This is a genomic window from Cytophagaceae bacterium ABcell3 (assembly GCA_030913385.1).
Taxonomy (GTDB): domain Bacteria; phylum Bacteroidota; class Bacteroidia; order Cytophagales; family Cytophagaceae; genus ABcell3.
The window spans coordinates 1128263-1143281 of the sequence record CP133159.1 but is presented as its reverse complement, the minus strand read 5'-3'; the positions used below and the strand labels follow the sequence as shown (position 1 = coordinate 1143281).

The window sequence follows — 15019 nt, the reverse complement described above, 5'->3', positions numbered from 1 at the left end:
GAAAAACCCTTGCACCTATCACTCATACTTTTTACACAAATATAAATAAGTCAACATTTTGGGCGTTTTTCAGCGCGTCCTATTTTAGCTTTGCTAAGCCATAAAAAAGATGAAGCATCAACACTTTAAACTATACCTCCTATTTGTTTTATTTATTTTGTACAAGCCGTGCACTGCACAGCAAGATTGGGGCATAGGCATAAGAGCTGGCGCTCCAACAGGCGTAACAGTAAAAAGGTATTTTGGGCAATCGTCACTTGAAGGTGTCGTGGGGCACGCCCCTATGTGGTTTGCAGACCACAGAATAGAACATGCAGCAAGAAGACACGGAAACAGATACTACCTTGGCGACTATAGGGGCCGCTCAGGAGCTATTAGCCTACAGTTGCGTTATTTGAGAGAAATGAACTTTGAGTCTGACCAAGCCCCTGGTCTAGCATTGTATTATGGTGCAGGTTTATACTTCCGTTCCATTACCTATTATTATGATATGTACGACTCACGCCATAGCGAGATGTTGTATAATGAGCCTTTTACGGCATTTGGGCTAGGGCCGGAAGCGATTTTTGGTATGGAATATACCTTTGAGGAGCTTCCTTTCATTTCCTTATTCTTAGAAGCATCTTTATATGTTGAAGTTTTAGGCGTTTTTCATCTTGAACCATTGTTTGGCATAGGTGCAAGATTTAACTTTTAAGCAGCTAGAAATATAGTAACTAAACAAAAAGCTATAATGCCCAGGGAAAAGTTTATCTAATATTCCTTAACCTTTCCTTTCATGCCCAAGTTATTTTATAAAAGCTGTTGGCATGAGGGGAAGTTTACATAAAATAGTTTTCTTATTACTTCTTTTTCCAGTACTTTCTGCAGAAGCACAAAGAAGGTATGAGGTTCCACAAGACTGGGACGCTCCAGAGTATAAGTGGGCTGGGGGGGGCCGAATGGGAAATCCTTTGGGAATCTCATTAAAACGGTATACATGGAACCAAAGAGCTTATGAAGTTATAGCCGGCATCCCCCTTTTCTGGTTCTATAACAATGAAGAGCTTTTTAGGTACAGGTTTATAGACAAAGAGTACCGCTACCACAGGCATAGAGCCCCTATAAGTTTACAAGCCCGCCTTTTACAGCATAAAAACTTTTCAAAAGATAACGAACACTTGACTTTTTACTATGGAGCAGGTGTGCAAGCCAGAAGGGTTGAGTTTGAGTATTATGACACCTTTATGGACAGGCCAGGGGAAAAAACCTACTTGGGGATAGGCCCGGAATTTATAGTAGGCATAGAGTATACACCAAAAAATATTCCTATAAATGTATATGCTGATATAAACTTATACACAGAAATTGTTGACAGGCCATTTACTTTTGAGCCCCAATTTGCTGCAGGCTTTAGATATACATGGGGATACTGGTACAAAAGAAACAGCAATGCAAAATAATCCCACCAAAGTCTTGAATATGCAAGGCAGGCTATGGTCGTGAGAAAACTTAGCTTTGTCAAAAAAACAGACGCTTTAAAAAAAACTTGTTACAAGAAACTAAGGGTACTTATCTAAACTCTAAAGAAGACCTGCGCAGCTCCAAGAAAACACCAAGTCTTTGTGCAATTTCTCTGATTGTACGTTGAAACCATTGGCTGGATTTTGGGTGAAATACACCGGTAAGGCATTCAAAACGTGTGTCCTTCAAAAGTATGTCAATGCTGGTAATTTCCTGCCCATTATAAAATAACTCCTCGTGACTTTTAGCTACGATCCTCACTTCATGCTCGTACTTATATCCTATTTCTTTAAAAAGACAGACTTTATTTAATCGTTGAATTTCTTCATCAGGAAGGTGAATAAGCTCATGGACATTAATATAACGTATTTTTTCTACTGACAAATGAAAGTCTTCGGGGTTAGTCCAGTTGATGTAGGCATTGCTAAACAACCTTTTCATGTCTTTGTACTTAATCCTAACAGCAATACCCTCTGGGTTAGAATAGATGCTCCACATAAGAGGTGATTCATGTGCGTTTTGGTGCCAACAGCTCACAAAATACTTCCTTTGGTTCAACTCTTGATTATCATTATTGGCACTGTCACTCATAATCAGTTTACCAACTTCCAAAAATCTATTTCCATATTTCTCTTTACGCATTTTCTTTTCCATCAATAGGCGCAAATCCACCCCTTCGTTTGCATCTTCAAACTTATCTACCCTACTGAAGTAAATAGACTTCATGGTTATCAAGTATAAGAAACCTTTTAAATCAAAGTATCGCCATAAGTAATCTTCGTCTGAAAGTTCAGGCGTGAAAAATGGAGGTTTTATCTTGTTCTTATATGTCATCGTTCTTCCCCTCTTATAAGTATGCTACTTCACATTTAACTTCTATAGGAAAAGAATCGTTTAAGAAAAGTTACTCCATTTAAGAGAGGAGTAAAAAAATGCTCAGTGAATATCAACGGGAGCATAATGCCTAGACACCACGTTTATCCACATAATAAAATGCATTAGGATTTCTAAAGTTTAATAGCTCACAAGCACTTTCTTGCTATAGGAGATTGTATCATGTTTATTAGAAATCCTAACACAAATAGTAAAGGCTTAGACAATGTTTCCAACGTAATTGCTAGATACTTCTTCAAGGATTTCAAGAACCTCTTCATAAGAATCTACTGTCACCAACCTTGTCCTATAAGGTTTAAAATCAGGCAATCCTCTAAAGTAGTTAGAATAATGCATGCGCATTTCCATTATTCCTGTACGAGGCCCTTTCCACTCCACAGATCTTTGAAGGTGCTTCCGTACTGCATCTACACGGTCATTGATATCAGGCTTAGGCAAATGTTTCCCTGTTTTCATGAAATGCTTGATTTCATTGAATATCCAAGGGTATCCAATGGCAGCCCTTCCAATCATTATCCCATCTACACCGTACCTGTTTTTATATTCTAAAGCTTTTTCAGGAGAGTCAATATCACCATTGCCGAAAATAGGAATTTTAATGTCTTGACAATTTTTTACTTCGGCGATATAGCTCCAATCTGCCACCCCCTTATACATTTGTTGCCTGGTGCGCCCATGAATAGTCAAAGCCTGAATGCCGACATCTTGCAATCTTTTAGCTACCTCTAGAATTTTAATAGTGCTATGGTCCCACCCTAACCTGGTCTTTACCGTCACGGGCAGGTTACACCTTTTGACAATTTCCTCTGTCATTTTCTGCATTTTTGGGAGGTCTAACAAAATCCCTGCACCAGCACCTTTACAGGCCACTTTTTTCACAGGACACCCATAATTAATATCCACCAGTTCAGGACCTGCGGCTTCAGCTATAGCAGAAGCTTCTCGCATTGATTCTATTTTTTCTCCAAAGATCTGGATGCCAATAGGACGTTCATAGTCATAAATATCGAGTTTCTGCTTACTTTTTGCAGCATCTCTAATAAGTCCTTCGGCAGCAATGAACTCAGTGTACATTAAGTCGGCACCGTTTTCTTTACAAACAGCACGAAATGGAGGATCGCTAACATCTTCCATCGGCGCTAGCAGAAGTGGGAACTCTCCTAGCTCTATGTTTCCTATCTTTACCAATTTTAATTATCAATATTTACAGTAAATTTACAACTTTTATGGAAAACAGACATACAGAAGACATACCTGGACCTTTAAAAGTTCTGAAATTTGCGGGCATACTGCTTCGGCTCTTCGGATTTCTAATTGTAGGCGCATTCATAACCAGAGGGTTAGTAACCCTGCTAACAGGCGAACCTATTGCTGAACTTGAAGATATTTTAGCAATTACCGATGATGAACAGCGACAAAGAAACCTACTGCTTATCATGCAGGGGGCAAGTGCTTTTTCAACCTTTCTGCTTTTGCCCTTACTGTATATAATTTATATACAAAAAGACTTGCGGCCGACCCTTCAATTTCAAACACCAAGGTTCTCTTATTTCTTAGTATTGGCAGTAGCTATATTTTTTACCGCCATGCCTTTCATATCCTATCTAGTAGAATGGAACCAGCAATGGAGGTTTCCTGTGCCACAAATACAGGAAGCGTTTGAGCAATTGGATGAACGAGCAGAAAAACTAACCCGAATCCTTATATATTTTGAAGACTTTTACGAGATTTTTCCAATCCTTCTCGTAGTAGCCATCCTACCAGGCATTGGAGAAGAGCTCCTTTTTAGAGGTATTATCCAAAATGAAATGCGGAGCATTGTAAACCCACACATTGCCATTTGGGTCACAGCTATTTTATTCAGCATTATCCACTTTCAGTTCCAAGGTTTTTTGCCGAGGGTAGCGTTAGGTGCATTATTTGGTTATCTGTATTACTGGTCTGGGAACCTCTGGATCCCTATTATTATACATTTTATCAATAATAGCTTTACCTTTGCCATTATGAGCTATGCCAGAATTACAGGTACTCCTGAAGAAACTGAAACCGCTCCGGCTTTAACATTTATCCTTACTCTTGTGTCTGTTATGCTTATAGTAGCATATCAACGTTTATCATTAGCAATAAAAAACCAAGAGCATGATTAATTGGCAGAAAGTTTATTCCACAGACAAACACCATAGGGCAGAATTGGTTAAGGATGTGTTGGCAGACAATCAAATAGAAGCAGTAATTATTAACAAAAAAGACAGTTCTTATCATTTTGGTGAGTTTGAAATTCATGTAACCAGAGACAATGTCATAAAGGCGCTAAAGATTATAGAAGATGAAATTAAATTTGAGTAGTAAAAGCAATCTTCACCAAAGAATATTGGCCGGACTAGTTGGTGCCGCTACAATTGTCCTTTTAATTGTCCTCAACGAATGGACATTTTTCTTTTTGTTTGCAGCAATCTGTGTTATTGCATTGCAGGAATTCTACAAAATGATGGAGTCTTCTGGCCTAAAGCCAAACCGTATTTATGGAACAGCTTTGGGACTGTTTATATTTACAATCGTTTTTTTCATAGAATATGGGTTACTGCATGCAAGAACCTTTTACATGATTATCCCCATATTCTTTTTACTGTTTATCATGGAACTTTTCACAAAACACGATAAACCGTTCCACAATATAGCCTTTACTTTTTTAGGCATCATTTATATAGCATTTCCTTTGGCCATGCTATCCATTCCGGCATTTAGCACCGGCACGTACAACTATGGCCACATACTATCAGTCCTTCTAATCATTTGGGCCACAGACACAGGAGCATATATTGCAGGCCGCGCTTTTGGGAAAAACAAATTATTTGAACGTATTTCTCCAAAAAAAACCTGGGAAGGAAGTATTGGTGGCGCAATATTAAGTGTAGCAACAGCACTGGTATTATCGACTTTTTTTACTACGCTCTCTCCACTTAACTGGGTATTTTTGGCCTTGATCATCATGGTTTTTGGAAGTTTCGGCGACTTGGTAGAATCCCTGCTTAAAAGAAGCCTTGACATCAAGGATTCTGGGGCGCTGATTCCAGGACACGGCGGCTTTTTGGACAGGTTTGACAGCTTGCTTATAGCCTCTCCATTTATAGCAGCCTATTTCAAAATCCTTTTTTAACAAAAAACACAACCTTCTATACATGAAAAGGTTAGCTACTATTATTTTTAAGAAAAAATATTTACAGATAAATAGCACTCATTGCTTATTAGTTCGTTTGGCAGGGTGGTCTTAAAAAAAGAAAAAACATAAAAACTTATTACAAAAAAAATAAGAATTTGTCAATTTAAATTATATTTGTCGGAAATTAAGAATACTAATGGTTATACATAAAGAAGGATTTAAAATCCTCACTTGGTTATTTGTTATATTAGCAATTTTTATTGTTATCGTTTTTTACGTATTTCCCGATAGCAATCATTTACAGACAATATCCATTATTGTATGTGTTTTTATTTACTTACTTATACTACAGTTCTTTAGAAGCCCCAAAAGAAGAACAGTTATTAACGAGAATCATGTGATTGCCCCCGCCGATGGCAAAGTGGTAGTAATAGAAGAGGTAGACGAACCTGAGTTTTTTAACGAAAAGAGAAGACAAGTTTCTATTTTCATGTCTCCTATCAATGTACATATTAACAGAAACCCTATTTCAGGGGTGGTTTCCTATTTCAAATACCATGCTGGTAAGTACTTAGTGGCATGGCACCCGAAGTCGAGCACAGAAAATGAGCGAACCACCATTGTTGTTCAAGGGAAAGGCAACAAATCAGTGCTTATCAGACAAATTGCAGGCGCATTAGCCAAAAGAATCGTGTGGTATCTAAAAGCGGGTGAAGAGGTAAAACAAGGTGAGGAACTAGGATTTATAAAGTTTGGGTCGAGGGTAGACTTACTGCTTCCATTAGACGCCAAAATCAAGGTAAATATAGGACAAAAAACCAGGGGCGGCGAAACTGTAATCGCCGAATTCGAAGAAGAAAAAAATATTTGAGAGAAACAGAACATTAATTTAAAATTTCCTGTATATAGTTCAAGAAACAAGCTAATGAACTTAGGAAATTTATGAAAGACGAGTTTGATGACCTGGACGACGAACAGCTTTACGCAAGCTTTGAGGCATACAAAACGCTTTTGGATGCTGGTTTGTCCAAAAAAAATGCCTTAGAAAGAACAGGTCTAACCGCACAAATCGTGAAAGACCTGGAAGCAGAGGAAGACGAATTGGACTTCCGCTCTGAATTTAAGGAGGTATGGACCGAGGAAGAAGATGATGATGCAATGTTTGCCAGTGAAGAGTGGCAAAGTGACGATGACTTTAATGATGCTTCCTGGAATGATGATGACGAAGAAAAAGACTATTATTAAACCTGGTGCGATAGATTCGAGGAGCAAATTAACCATTTGAGGTTATTTGCTACGTAATAGAAAGTGCTATTGCACATTTCAGGTTAAACATATTTTAAATAAATTTGCTGAGCCCGGACAACCTCCGGGCTTTTTGTTTTATTGCACTATATTAACCATTATAGTTAAGAAGGCACAGAAAACTAGTTCTTGAAAACTGAACATGACAAATAGGATAGAATGCGATCAGGACGGGCAAGTGTAATCTAAGCAGCACCAAAGAATTGCTTAAGGCACACTTGATTTGACAGCCGTACGCCAAAGTTGTCATCATTCACCCATAATGCACCATACAATCTGTTCAGATATGATTGATTTATAAGTTATTTGTTTACTTTTTCTACTGTTTTTATTAATCTTACATTTGTTAAACTTAGTAATGAGCCTAACCAATATTATCGATAAAGAATTGACCGTTGCTGCCAAAGTTCTTGAGGATTTTAAAAACGATCCACAAAGCATTGCAGCGATAGAACAAGCGGTAAAAATAATGGTAGAAGCTATTAAATCAGGGGGTAAAGTAATCTCTTGTGGAAATGGCGGGTCTGCCTGCGACGCGATGCATTTTGCCGAAGAGCTTACCGGAAGGTATAGGGAAAACAGAAAACCGATTCCAGCCATAAGCATTTCAGACCAAGGGCATATTACCTGCACGGCCAATGACTATGGTTTTGAGCATGTTTTTTCGAGATATGTCCAAGCACTAGGAAACCCGAGAGACGTACTTCTGGCAATAAGTACCAGCGGCAACTCTGCCAATGTACTAAAAGCCGCAGAGCAAGCCCAAAAAGCTTCAATGAAAGTTATCGGGCTCAGTGGGCGAACTGGAGGAAAATTGTCTGACATTTCAGATATAACCATTAAAGTACCTTATGACGGCTATGCCGACAGAATTCAGGAAGTACACATTAAAATTATACATATTATTATTTTATTGTTAGAAAAACATCTTACCTGATGGTTGCAAAAACATTTGGAAGTGCGGTTTACGGAGTAAATGCCTTTATGGTGACCATAGAAACTGTGGTCGGACAGGGAACTAAATTTCACATGGTGGGACTGCCCGACAGTGCCGTCAAAGAAAGCGAACAAAGAGTAGAATCTGCCATAAAACATTTGGGCTATAGAATGCCCCGGCAAAAGATTGTGGTCAACCTGGCTCCCGCAGATATTCGCAAAGAAGGCACCGCATACGACTTGCCTATTGCATTGGGCATATTATCAGCGTCTGACCAAATGTGCGGAGACAAACTTGATCAATATGTTATCATGGGCGAACTTTCCTTAGACGGACATGTAAGACCGGTCAAAGGTGTGTTGCCCATAGCTATAGAGGCTAGAAAGCATAAATACAAAGGATTTATACTTCCCAAAGAAAATGAAGCAGAAGCCGCTATTGTCAATAACCTCGACGTATTAGGCGTAGAGCATATACAAGAAGCCGTTGATTTCTTTAATGGCCAAGGTACGCTTACCCCTTACGTTTCTGACACTAGAGATATTTTCTACAGCAGTTTAGAAAGCTATGAAGCGGACTTCTCCAATGTACAAGGACAGGAAAACATTAAGAGAGCACTGGAAATAGCAGCTGCAGGTGGCCATAATGTAATAATGATAGGTCCTCCAGGAGCAGGTAAGACTATGCTCGCTAAAAGGATACCCTCCATCCTTCCCCCGCTTTCATTGCAAGAAGCACTAGAAACCACGAAAATACATTCTGTAGCTGGCCGCTTAGACAAAGCAGCTTCATTAATCTCACAGCGCCCCTTTAGGGCTCCCCACCATACCATTAGCGATGTCGCATTGGTAGGCGGTGGAGGCATACCCCAACCTGGAGAAATTTCCCTAGCCCACAATGGCGTACTATTTCTTGACGAACTGCCTGAGTTCAAAAGGACAGTATTGGAAGTAATGAGACAGCCACTAGAGGAAAGGAAAGTAACCATAAGCCGCGCAAGGCTGACTGTAGACTTCCCTTCCAATTTCATGTTGGTCGCCAGCATGAACCCATGCCCTTGTGGTTTTTACAACCACCCCGAAAAAGAGTGTGTCTGCGGTCCAGGAGTGGTACAAAGGTACCTCAACAAAGTAAGCGGTCCACTGCTAGACCGTATAGACCTGCATGTAGAGGTGACCCCGGTTTCTTTTGAAGAAATTACAGCTAATAGAAAAGCTGAACCTAGCAAATCCATACGTGAAAGGGTAATGAAAGCCAGAGAGGTTCAGTCTGCCAGGTTTAAAGACAACAAAGGGATATATTCAAATTCGATGATGCCCCCACAAATGGTCAAAGAATTATGCCAAGTCAACGATGCAGGGAAAACATTACTAAAAACCGCAATGGAAAGGTTAGGCTTGTCTGCACGGGCTTATGACAGGATATTAAAAGTAGCCAGAACCATCGCAGACCTTGCAGACAGCAAAGAAATAAAAATAGAGCATCTGGCAGAGGCAATCCAATACAGAAGCTTGGACAGGGAAAACTGGGCAGGTTGACATAAGCTGGGATCAGATAATAAGGTTTCGGGGAGCTTCTTTAGGTCATCGAAAAATAAAATGGAACCAACTCAAATATATTATTGTTTTGGGAATCAGAGTATTTTTAATACTTTTTTAATAGCATCTGGCATGATTTTTAATATTAATTACTTAAATTAGTATCCTGAAATAATACTATATGAAAAAACTTGTACTAATAATATTCAGTATTTTGCTCATAACACCAGTTTTCAGCCAAGACACCAACGATGGTGAAATGGCCATGAAGTGGGAAGGTGGAGAGCAGAAGTTTGAAATGGTGCTTTCTCCCAATCCGTTTGAAGACCAGCTCAATATAAAGGTCACTCCTGGGGGTAAAAAAATAACAGGGATACGCATTGTAGATTTGATAGGCAAAGAAGTTGCATGGATAGATTTCTCTGGTGGAATAAATAACTACACACTTGACTCCAGCAATATCAAACCTGGCATCTACTTCTGCAGTGTATACTCCGATAAAGGTATTATCGAAACTAAGAAACTTTTCAGAACTAAATAATTACTTATCAGAAGAAGCCAATGCTTCTTCTTTTTTTATTCCCCTCTGAATTTTTTCCTTAAAACTTCTGTTACATTCAGGTTAAGACTATTAAATTAATTTTTACTATTTTCGCCCAAAATATAGTTTTTCCATAAAATATGCTTGAATACCAAAAACTAAACAACATCACAGGCTGGATTGTGTTTTTATTCGCAGCCATTGTTTACACACTTACGGTTGAACCAACAGCGAGCTTCTGGGATGCCGGTGAATTTATTGCAGCAGCATACAAATTACAAGTGCCCCACCCGCCAGGCGCACCTCTATATCTATTAATAGGTAGGTTCTTTTCTTTATTTACTTCAGATTTAGAAAAAGTGGCCTTATACATTAATATGGTATCAGTAATTACCAGTGCAGCCACAATACTGTTCTTGTTCTGGACCATTACCATGTTGGCTAAGAAACTTGTTCTTACTAATAATGAAACTCCTAGCCTAGGACAACAAATAGCAATTTTAGGCAGTGGTGCTGTAGGAGCACTTGCATTTACCTTTTCTGATTCATTTTGGTTTTCGGCTGTGGAGGCTGAGGTATATGCCATGTCTTCTTTCTTTACCGCTTTGGTTTTTTGGGCTATTTTAAAATGGGAATCACGTGCAGATGAGCCTGGTTCTGACAGATGGCTTATTTTTATTGGTTATGCAGTAGGACTTTCTATTGGTGTTCACTTGCTAAACCTACTTGCTATACCAGCAATTGCTTTTGTGTATTACTTTAAAAAGTATAAAGTAAGCAAGCAGGGAGTGGTTCTTACCTTTGTAGTCGGCGCTGTAATCATTGGTGTGATTATGTCCGGTATTATTGTAGGATTACCTTCTCTGGCAGGTAGCTTTGAGTTGTTTTTTGTTAATACACTAGGCACGCCTTTTGGGACTGGGATTATTATCTTTTCCATCATATTTATAGCGTTGCTAACATATGGAATTATATATTCTAACAAGCATGAAAAAAGGGTTCTAAATACAGTTTTGCTAACTTTCACCTTCATCGTTATAGGATACGCTTCTTATGGAATTATTCCTATCAGATCGAATTATAATCCACCGATAGATGAAAACAACCCTGAAAATATATTAAGCTTTGTATCCTATCTGAAAAGAGAGCAGTATGGAGACCGTCCTTTAATTAAAGGTCCATTATTTACTGCTGGCTACCCTGACGTAAAAAGAGGTGCGCCTCTATACCGTAAGGATTCAGAAAAGGGTAGATATGTTATATATGACTACCGTAGGGAATACATATATGACAAAGAGCACATGGTACTGTTTCCACGTATGTACAGTACCCAGTCGCACCATGTGGAAGCGTACAAAGAAAGGGCGAACTTGGCACCTGGCCAAAGGCCGACTACCGCTGACAATATCAGCTACTTCTTAAACTACCAACTTTATCACATGTACCTGCGTTACCTGCTATGGAATTTTGCCGGCAGGGAAAGCGATATACAGGATGCTGACTGGTTAGGGCCAACAGATTGGTTTGAAAAAGACCTACCGCACTACCTGGAAGTCAATAAAGCAAGGAACAACTTCTTTATGATACCGCTTATTCTCGGATTGATAGGTTTAGTCTTCCATTATACGCGGCACAATAAAGATGCAAACGTGGTAATGCTCTTCTTCTTCTTTACGGGTATAGCCATTATTATCTACCTGAACCAGCCTCCTGTAGAACCCCGTGAGCGGGACTATACATTTGCAGGGTCTTTCTATGCATTCTCCATATGGATTGGCTTAGGAGTACTTGCTTTGAGAGAATGGATTGGCAAGCTTTTAAAAGCGCCTGTTATTGCATCATCCCTTGCGCTGGTCATTGGACTGACCGCTCCTGGTATCATGATGGCAGAAGGATGGGACGACCATGACCGCTCGAACAGATGGCATTCTGTAGATTCGGCCAAAAATCTTTTAAACTCTTGTGCACCTAACGCAATCCTATTTACAGGGGGAGATAATGATACGTTCCCGCTATGGTACGTTCAGGAAGTTGAAGGTTTCCGTACAGATGTTCGTGTATGTAACTTGAGCCTTTTAAATACCGACTGGTATATAAACCAGATGAAAAGGGATGTATATGAATCTGAAGCACTGCCAATTTCATTAGAGTTCGAAGATTATATCCAAGGCACTAATGACGCTTTATATTTCCAAGAAGTAGACAGGTTCAAGGATAGAGGTATCAGCCTTCCTGGGTACATTAACCTGGTAAAGCAAAGAAACTCTTTAGTAATGGCTCAGACCAGAAGCGGCGATGCTGTTACGACCTTCCCTTCAAGAAAGTTCTTCTTGCCTGTAAGCAAAGATGCGGCAGCACAAGCTGTACCTGAAGATTTAAGGGATTTCATTGTTGATAGAATGACTTGGTCAATCAACCAAAGCACATTGGAGAAAAAAGATTTGATCATGCTAGATATGATCTCTACCAACAACTGGGAAAGGCCAATTTATTTCTCGACGACGCTATCTCAAGCAAACTTCCTAAACCTAAAGGAATATACACAGCTAGAAGGGATGGCCCATAGATTACTACCGGCAAAACTGCCAGGTGCATCTCAAGGATGGATCAATACGGAAATTATGCATGATAACCTCATGAACAACTTCCACTACAGGGAGCTTGACAACCCTGATGTGTATTATGATGAAAACCACTTGAGGTTCCCGCTAAACTTAAGGACTCAGTTCCAAAGACTAGCAGGACAGTTAGAGCTTGAAGACAATAAAGAGCAGGCCTTAGAGGTAATAAACCATTGCTTCGCAGTAATGCCAGACACCTCTATACCTTATGATGTTTCCATACCTCCGTTCGTCCCAATTCTACTAAAACTAGGAGAACGAGACAAAGCAATTGAGATAACAGAAACAATGGGAGATAGAGCGGTAGAGAACTTGGCTTATCTGGAAAGAAAAAACACCCCTTATACCAACAGGGACTATTATCTGAACCTGCATGTTCTCAACACGCTCATAACAGGTTTGAGAAACCATGGAGAAACAGATTTAGCTGCCAGATACGATGAAACGTTTAGAAGGTATGAACGAATGTTAGGCAGGTAATCAAAAAATAAGCATTTAAAAAAGGGTTAATTTTTTTAACCCTTTTTTTATTATCTAGTTTTTACTTTCAGAGGAGTATTTATTATGAAGCTGAAAGTAGGAATATTTTTTTTCCATATTTTTTTATGCGCCTGCACTATGCAGGAAAAGCTGATGAACCACAACCGTTCATATACCTATATGAGCGGTTCAGAAAAAATCACACATAGGGTTTTAACAGACGGCAAAAACCTGAAAGTATTGATTAAAACAGTACCAAACGATATCCTGACACATTATACCGTATTGCTAGAGGTAAAGGAAAACTATAAGTCGCATGAGGTATTATATAGAGACAGCATTGCTAAACCAATATTGCAGCATAATGTAAAAGAGATTAACATTCCTGGCGAGTACCGAAACAAAATACTGGTACTCCGATTAATACATAATACGGGCAAGTACAGTTACTTATATGACATTCCACTAAGAAGAAATGCACAGTCTGCATTTCACATGTTCCGCAACCATGAACCCATGCCAGAAAATTATGCAAGGGCAAATGACACATTAGCTATAAAAGGCACCGCCGAGAAAGATTCTGTATTTTATCTTTTTCATTACAGCAACAAATTCAAAAGTGCAGAACCTCCTATATGGGCAAACAGGAGCATCAAAAAAAACCTAAGTATTGACACCATGCTCACAGTAAAAGCGGACACGCCTTTCCTCCTGCCTCAACCCGGTATGTATTTCATTCAAAAAGACACCAATAGTCTAGAAGGACGAAGCATATATGTCAGCCCTAACCGCTACCCTGCTGTCACAAAACCTGATGAATTACTGGCTCCATTGGCCTACATTATGTCTCCAATGGAATTTGAAGAACTATCCCATTACGAAGATACCAAAAAGGCTGTAGAGCTTTTCTGGCTTACTACGGGAGGTTCTAAAGAGCACACAAAAATGCTCATTAAAAAATTTTATCACCAAGTAGAAAACGCTAACATTCTTTTCACCACGCATAAAGAAGGCTGGAAAACAGATAAAGGCATGATATACATCCTTTTTGGTGTTCCAGAAGAGGTATTTAGATATGGACAATATGAGGAATGGTTTTACTACGATGATTTTAATAGTACAGGGATTAGTTTTACTTTTGTCAAAAAAGAAAGCATATTCTCTAGCAACCACTATGAGTTAATCCGTAAAGGTAGCTATAGAACCTATTGGCAAAAGACACTTGAAAAATGGAGAAATGGAATCCTGGTAAGATAAAGAAAAACAGCTTTATCAATGAAGACTATAATGATAAAAAAGATATAGTTTTTGGAATAAGACCTGTCATTGAAGCAATTCACTCAGGAAGAGAAATAGACAAGATTTTTGTACAGAAAGATCAGAACAGTCTACTCACTAATGAACTAATAGCCCTTGCCCAAGAACATGGAATACCCATTGCAAGAGTGCCCCTTGAAAAACTAAATAAGATAACCAGAAAGGTTCACCAAGGTGTTATTTGCTACCTTTCAGCTATTCACTATGCATCACTAGACAATGTTATTTCAGAAGCATGGAATCAGGGGAAAGAGCCGCTGCTACTCATTCTGGACAGGATTACAGATGTTAGAAATTTTGGAGCCATTACAAGAACGGCAGAATGCATGGGCGTAAATGGCATAGTTATACCTTCCAGAGGTGCGGCACAAATAAATAGCGACGCATTAAAAACCTCAGCTGGTGCTTTAAACTTTATACCTGTTTGCCGAGAGGAAAACTTGAAAAACACCCTTACCTATCTGAAAGATAGTGGTATTCAAATAATAGCATGTACAGAAAAAGCAGAAGACCTTCCAGCATCTGTCGACATGAAAGGCCCTGTAGCTATTGTCATGGGGTCTGAAGAAGATGGTATTTCGCCAGAATATCTAAAAAAGGCCGATAAGAAAGTTAGAATCCCTATGACAGGTAAAGTAGGTTCTTTGAATGTTTCGGTAGCAGCAGGAATGATCCTATACGAAGTGGTCAGGCAGCGGTCGTGATGAGCGGCTTATGATTGTT

At 39.2% G+C, this 15019-nt stretch carries 15 protein-coding genes; 13 read left to right on the top strand and 2 right to left on the bottom strand.

Annotation, left to right across the window (positions count from 1 at the left end; genetic code table 11):
- Positions 1-109 precede the first annotated feature (109 nt).
- Both RCC89_04835 and RCC89_04830 read left to right on the top strand, forming a co-directional pair.
- Positions 110-697 carry a hypothetical protein gene (locus RCC89_04835; protein WMJ72488.1) on the top strand — a complete coding sequence of 196 codons (588 nt, stop codon included), beginning with the start codon at positions 110-112 and terminating at the stop codon, positions 695-697.
- Positions 698-809: 112 nt separating this feature from the next.
- Positions 810-1442: a hypothetical protein gene (locus RCC89_04830; GenBank protein WMJ72487.1), complete on the top strand. Its 633-nt coding sequence runs from the start codon at positions 810-812 to the stop codon at positions 1440-1442.
- 109 nt (positions 1443-1551) lie between these two features.
- Here the strand turns inward: RCC89_04830 and RCC89_04825 are convergent, their stop codons facing one another.
- Entirely contained in the window at positions 1552-2337 is a 786-nt protein-coding gene (locus RCC89_04825; protein ID WMJ72486.1) for a hypothetical protein, read from the bottom strand.
- A gap of 258 nt (positions 2338-2595) precedes the next feature.
- Complete coding sequence (gene dusB / locus RCC89_04820; protein WMJ72485.1) at positions 2596-3585, bottom strand: tRNA dihydrouridine synthase DusB; 990 nt, start codon at positions 3583-3585, stop codon at positions 2596-2598.
- Positions 3586-3623: 38 nt separating this feature from the next.
- Here dusB and RCC89_04815 point away from each other — a divergent pair, with 38 nt between their 5' ends.
- From RCC89_04815 to rlmB, 11 genes are all read left to right on the top strand, one after another.
- Positions 3624-4544, top strand: coding sequence for a CPBP family intramembrane glutamic endopeptidase (locus RCC89_04815; protein WMJ72484.1), 921 nt, complete (start codon positions 3624-3626; stop codon positions 4542-4544).
- Complete coding sequence (locus tag RCC89_04810) at positions 4537-4743, top strand: DUF2007 domain-containing protein (protein WMJ72483.1); 207 nt, start codon at positions 4537-4539, stop codon at positions 4741-4743. The genes RCC89_04815 and RCC89_04810 overlap by 8 nt, the downstream gene beginning before the upstream one ends.
- Entirely contained in the window at positions 4724-5554 is an 831-nt protein-coding gene (locus tag RCC89_04805) for a phosphatidate cytidylyltransferase (GenBank protein WMJ72482.1), read from the top strand. The genes RCC89_04810 and RCC89_04805 overlap by 20 nt, the downstream gene beginning before the upstream one ends.
- 199 nt (positions 5555-5753) lie before the next feature.
- Positions 5754-6428: a phosphatidylserine decarboxylase family protein gene (locus RCC89_04800; GenBank protein ID WMJ72481.1), complete on the top strand. Its 675-nt coding sequence runs from the start codon at positions 5754-5756 to the stop codon at positions 6426-6428.
- A 71-nt stretch (positions 6429-6499) separates the two neighbouring features.
- Positions 6500-6802, top strand: coding sequence for a hypothetical protein (locus RCC89_04795; GenBank protein WMJ72480.1), 303 nt, complete (start codon positions 6500-6502; stop codon positions 6800-6802).
- Positions 6803-7220: 418 nt separating this feature from the next.
- Entirely contained in the window at positions 7221-7799 is a 579-nt protein-coding gene (gene lpcA, locus RCC89_04790; GenBank protein WMJ72479.1) for a D-sedoheptulose 7-phosphate isomerase, read from the top strand.
- A complete protein-coding gene (locus RCC89_04785) occupies positions 7799-9337 on the top strand; it encodes a YifB family Mg chelatase-like AAA ATPase (protein ID WMJ72478.1) in 1539 nt (512 codons plus the stop codon). The genes lpcA and RCC89_04785 overlap by 1 nt, the downstream gene beginning before the upstream one ends.
- A 181-nt stretch (positions 9338-9518) precedes the next feature.
- Positions 9519-9878, top strand: a complete 360-nt coding sequence (locus tag RCC89_04780; GenBank protein WMJ72477.1) for a T9SS type A sorting domain-containing protein — start codon at positions 9519-9521, stop codon at positions 9876-9878.
- A 140-nt stretch (positions 9879-10018) separates the two neighbouring features.
- Positions 10019-12979 (top strand): DUF2723 domain-containing protein, encoded by a 2961-nt coding sequence (locus RCC89_04775; GenBank protein ID WMJ72476.1) that lies wholly within the window; start codon positions 10019-10021, stop codon positions 12977-12979.
- A gap of 84 nt (positions 12980-13063) precedes the next feature.
- Positions 13064-14236 carry a GWxTD domain-containing protein gene (locus RCC89_04770; protein WMJ72475.1) on the top strand — a complete coding sequence of 391 codons (1173 nt, stop codon included), beginning with the start codon at positions 13064-13066 and terminating at the stop codon, positions 14234-14236.
- A complete protein-coding gene (rlmB, locus tag RCC89_04765) occupies positions 14209-15000 on the top strand; it encodes a 23S rRNA (guanosine(2251)-2'-O)-methyltransferase RlmB (protein ID WMJ72474.1) in 792 nt (263 codons plus the stop codon). The genes RCC89_04770 and rlmB overlap by 28 nt, the downstream gene beginning before the upstream one ends.
- Positions 15001-15019 lie beyond the last annotated feature (19 nt).

Excerpts from the sequence above, each read along its gene's own strand:
- RCC89_04830 (WMJ72487.1), top strand. The coding sequence starts at position 810 with ATGAGGGGAAGTTTACATAAAATAGTTTTCTTATTACTTCTTTTTCCA.
- RCC89_04775 (WMJ72476.1), top strand. The coding sequence starts at position 10,019 with ATGCTTGAATACCAAAAACTAAACAACATCACAGGCTGGATTGTGTTT.
- RCC89_04800 (WMJ72481.1), top strand. The coding sequence starts at position 5,754 with ATGGTTATACATAAAGAAGGATTTAAAATCCTCACTTGGTTATTTGTT.
- RCC89_04805 (WMJ72482.1), top strand. The coding sequence starts at position 4,724 with ATGAAATTAAATTTGAGTAGTAAAAGCAATCTTCACCAAAGAATATTG.
- RCC89_04810 (WMJ72483.1), top strand. The coding sequence starts at position 4,537 with ATGATTAATTGGCAGAAAGTTTATTCCACAGACAAACACCATAGGGCA.
- RCC89_04770 (WMJ72475.1), top strand. The coding sequence starts at position 13,064 with ATGAAGCTGAAAGTAGGAATATTTTTTTTCCATATTTTTTTATGCGCC.
- RCC89_04835 (WMJ72488.1), top strand. The coding sequence starts at position 110 with ATGAAGCATCAACACTTTAAACTATACCTCCTATTTGTTTTATTTATT.
- RCC89_04815 (WMJ72484.1), top strand. The coding sequence starts at position 3,624 with ATGGAAAACAGACATACAGAAGACATACCTGGACCTTTAAAAGTTCTG.
- RCC89_04785 (WMJ72478.1), top strand. The coding sequence starts at position 7,799 with ATGGTTGCAAAAACATTTGGAAGTGCGGTTTACGGAGTAAATGCCTTT.
- lpcA (WMJ72479.1), top strand. The coding sequence starts at position 7,221 with ATGAGCCTAACCAATATTATCGATAAAGAATTGACCGTTGCTGCCAAA.
- RCC89_04795 (WMJ72480.1), top strand. The coding sequence starts at position 6,500 with ATGAAAGACGAGTTTGATGACCTGGACGACGAACAGCTTTACGCAAGC.
- rlmB (WMJ72474.1), top strand. The coding sequence starts at position 14,209 with ATGGAGAAATGGAATCCTGGTAAGATAAAGAAAAACAGCTTTATCAAT.
- RCC89_04825 (WMJ72486.1), bottom strand. The coding sequence starts at position 2,337 with ATGACATATAAGAACAAGATAAAACCTCCATTTTTCACGCCTGAACTT.
- RCC89_04780 (WMJ72477.1), top strand. The coding sequence starts at position 9,519 with ATGAAAAAACTTGTACTAATAATATTCAGTATTTTGCTCATAACACCA.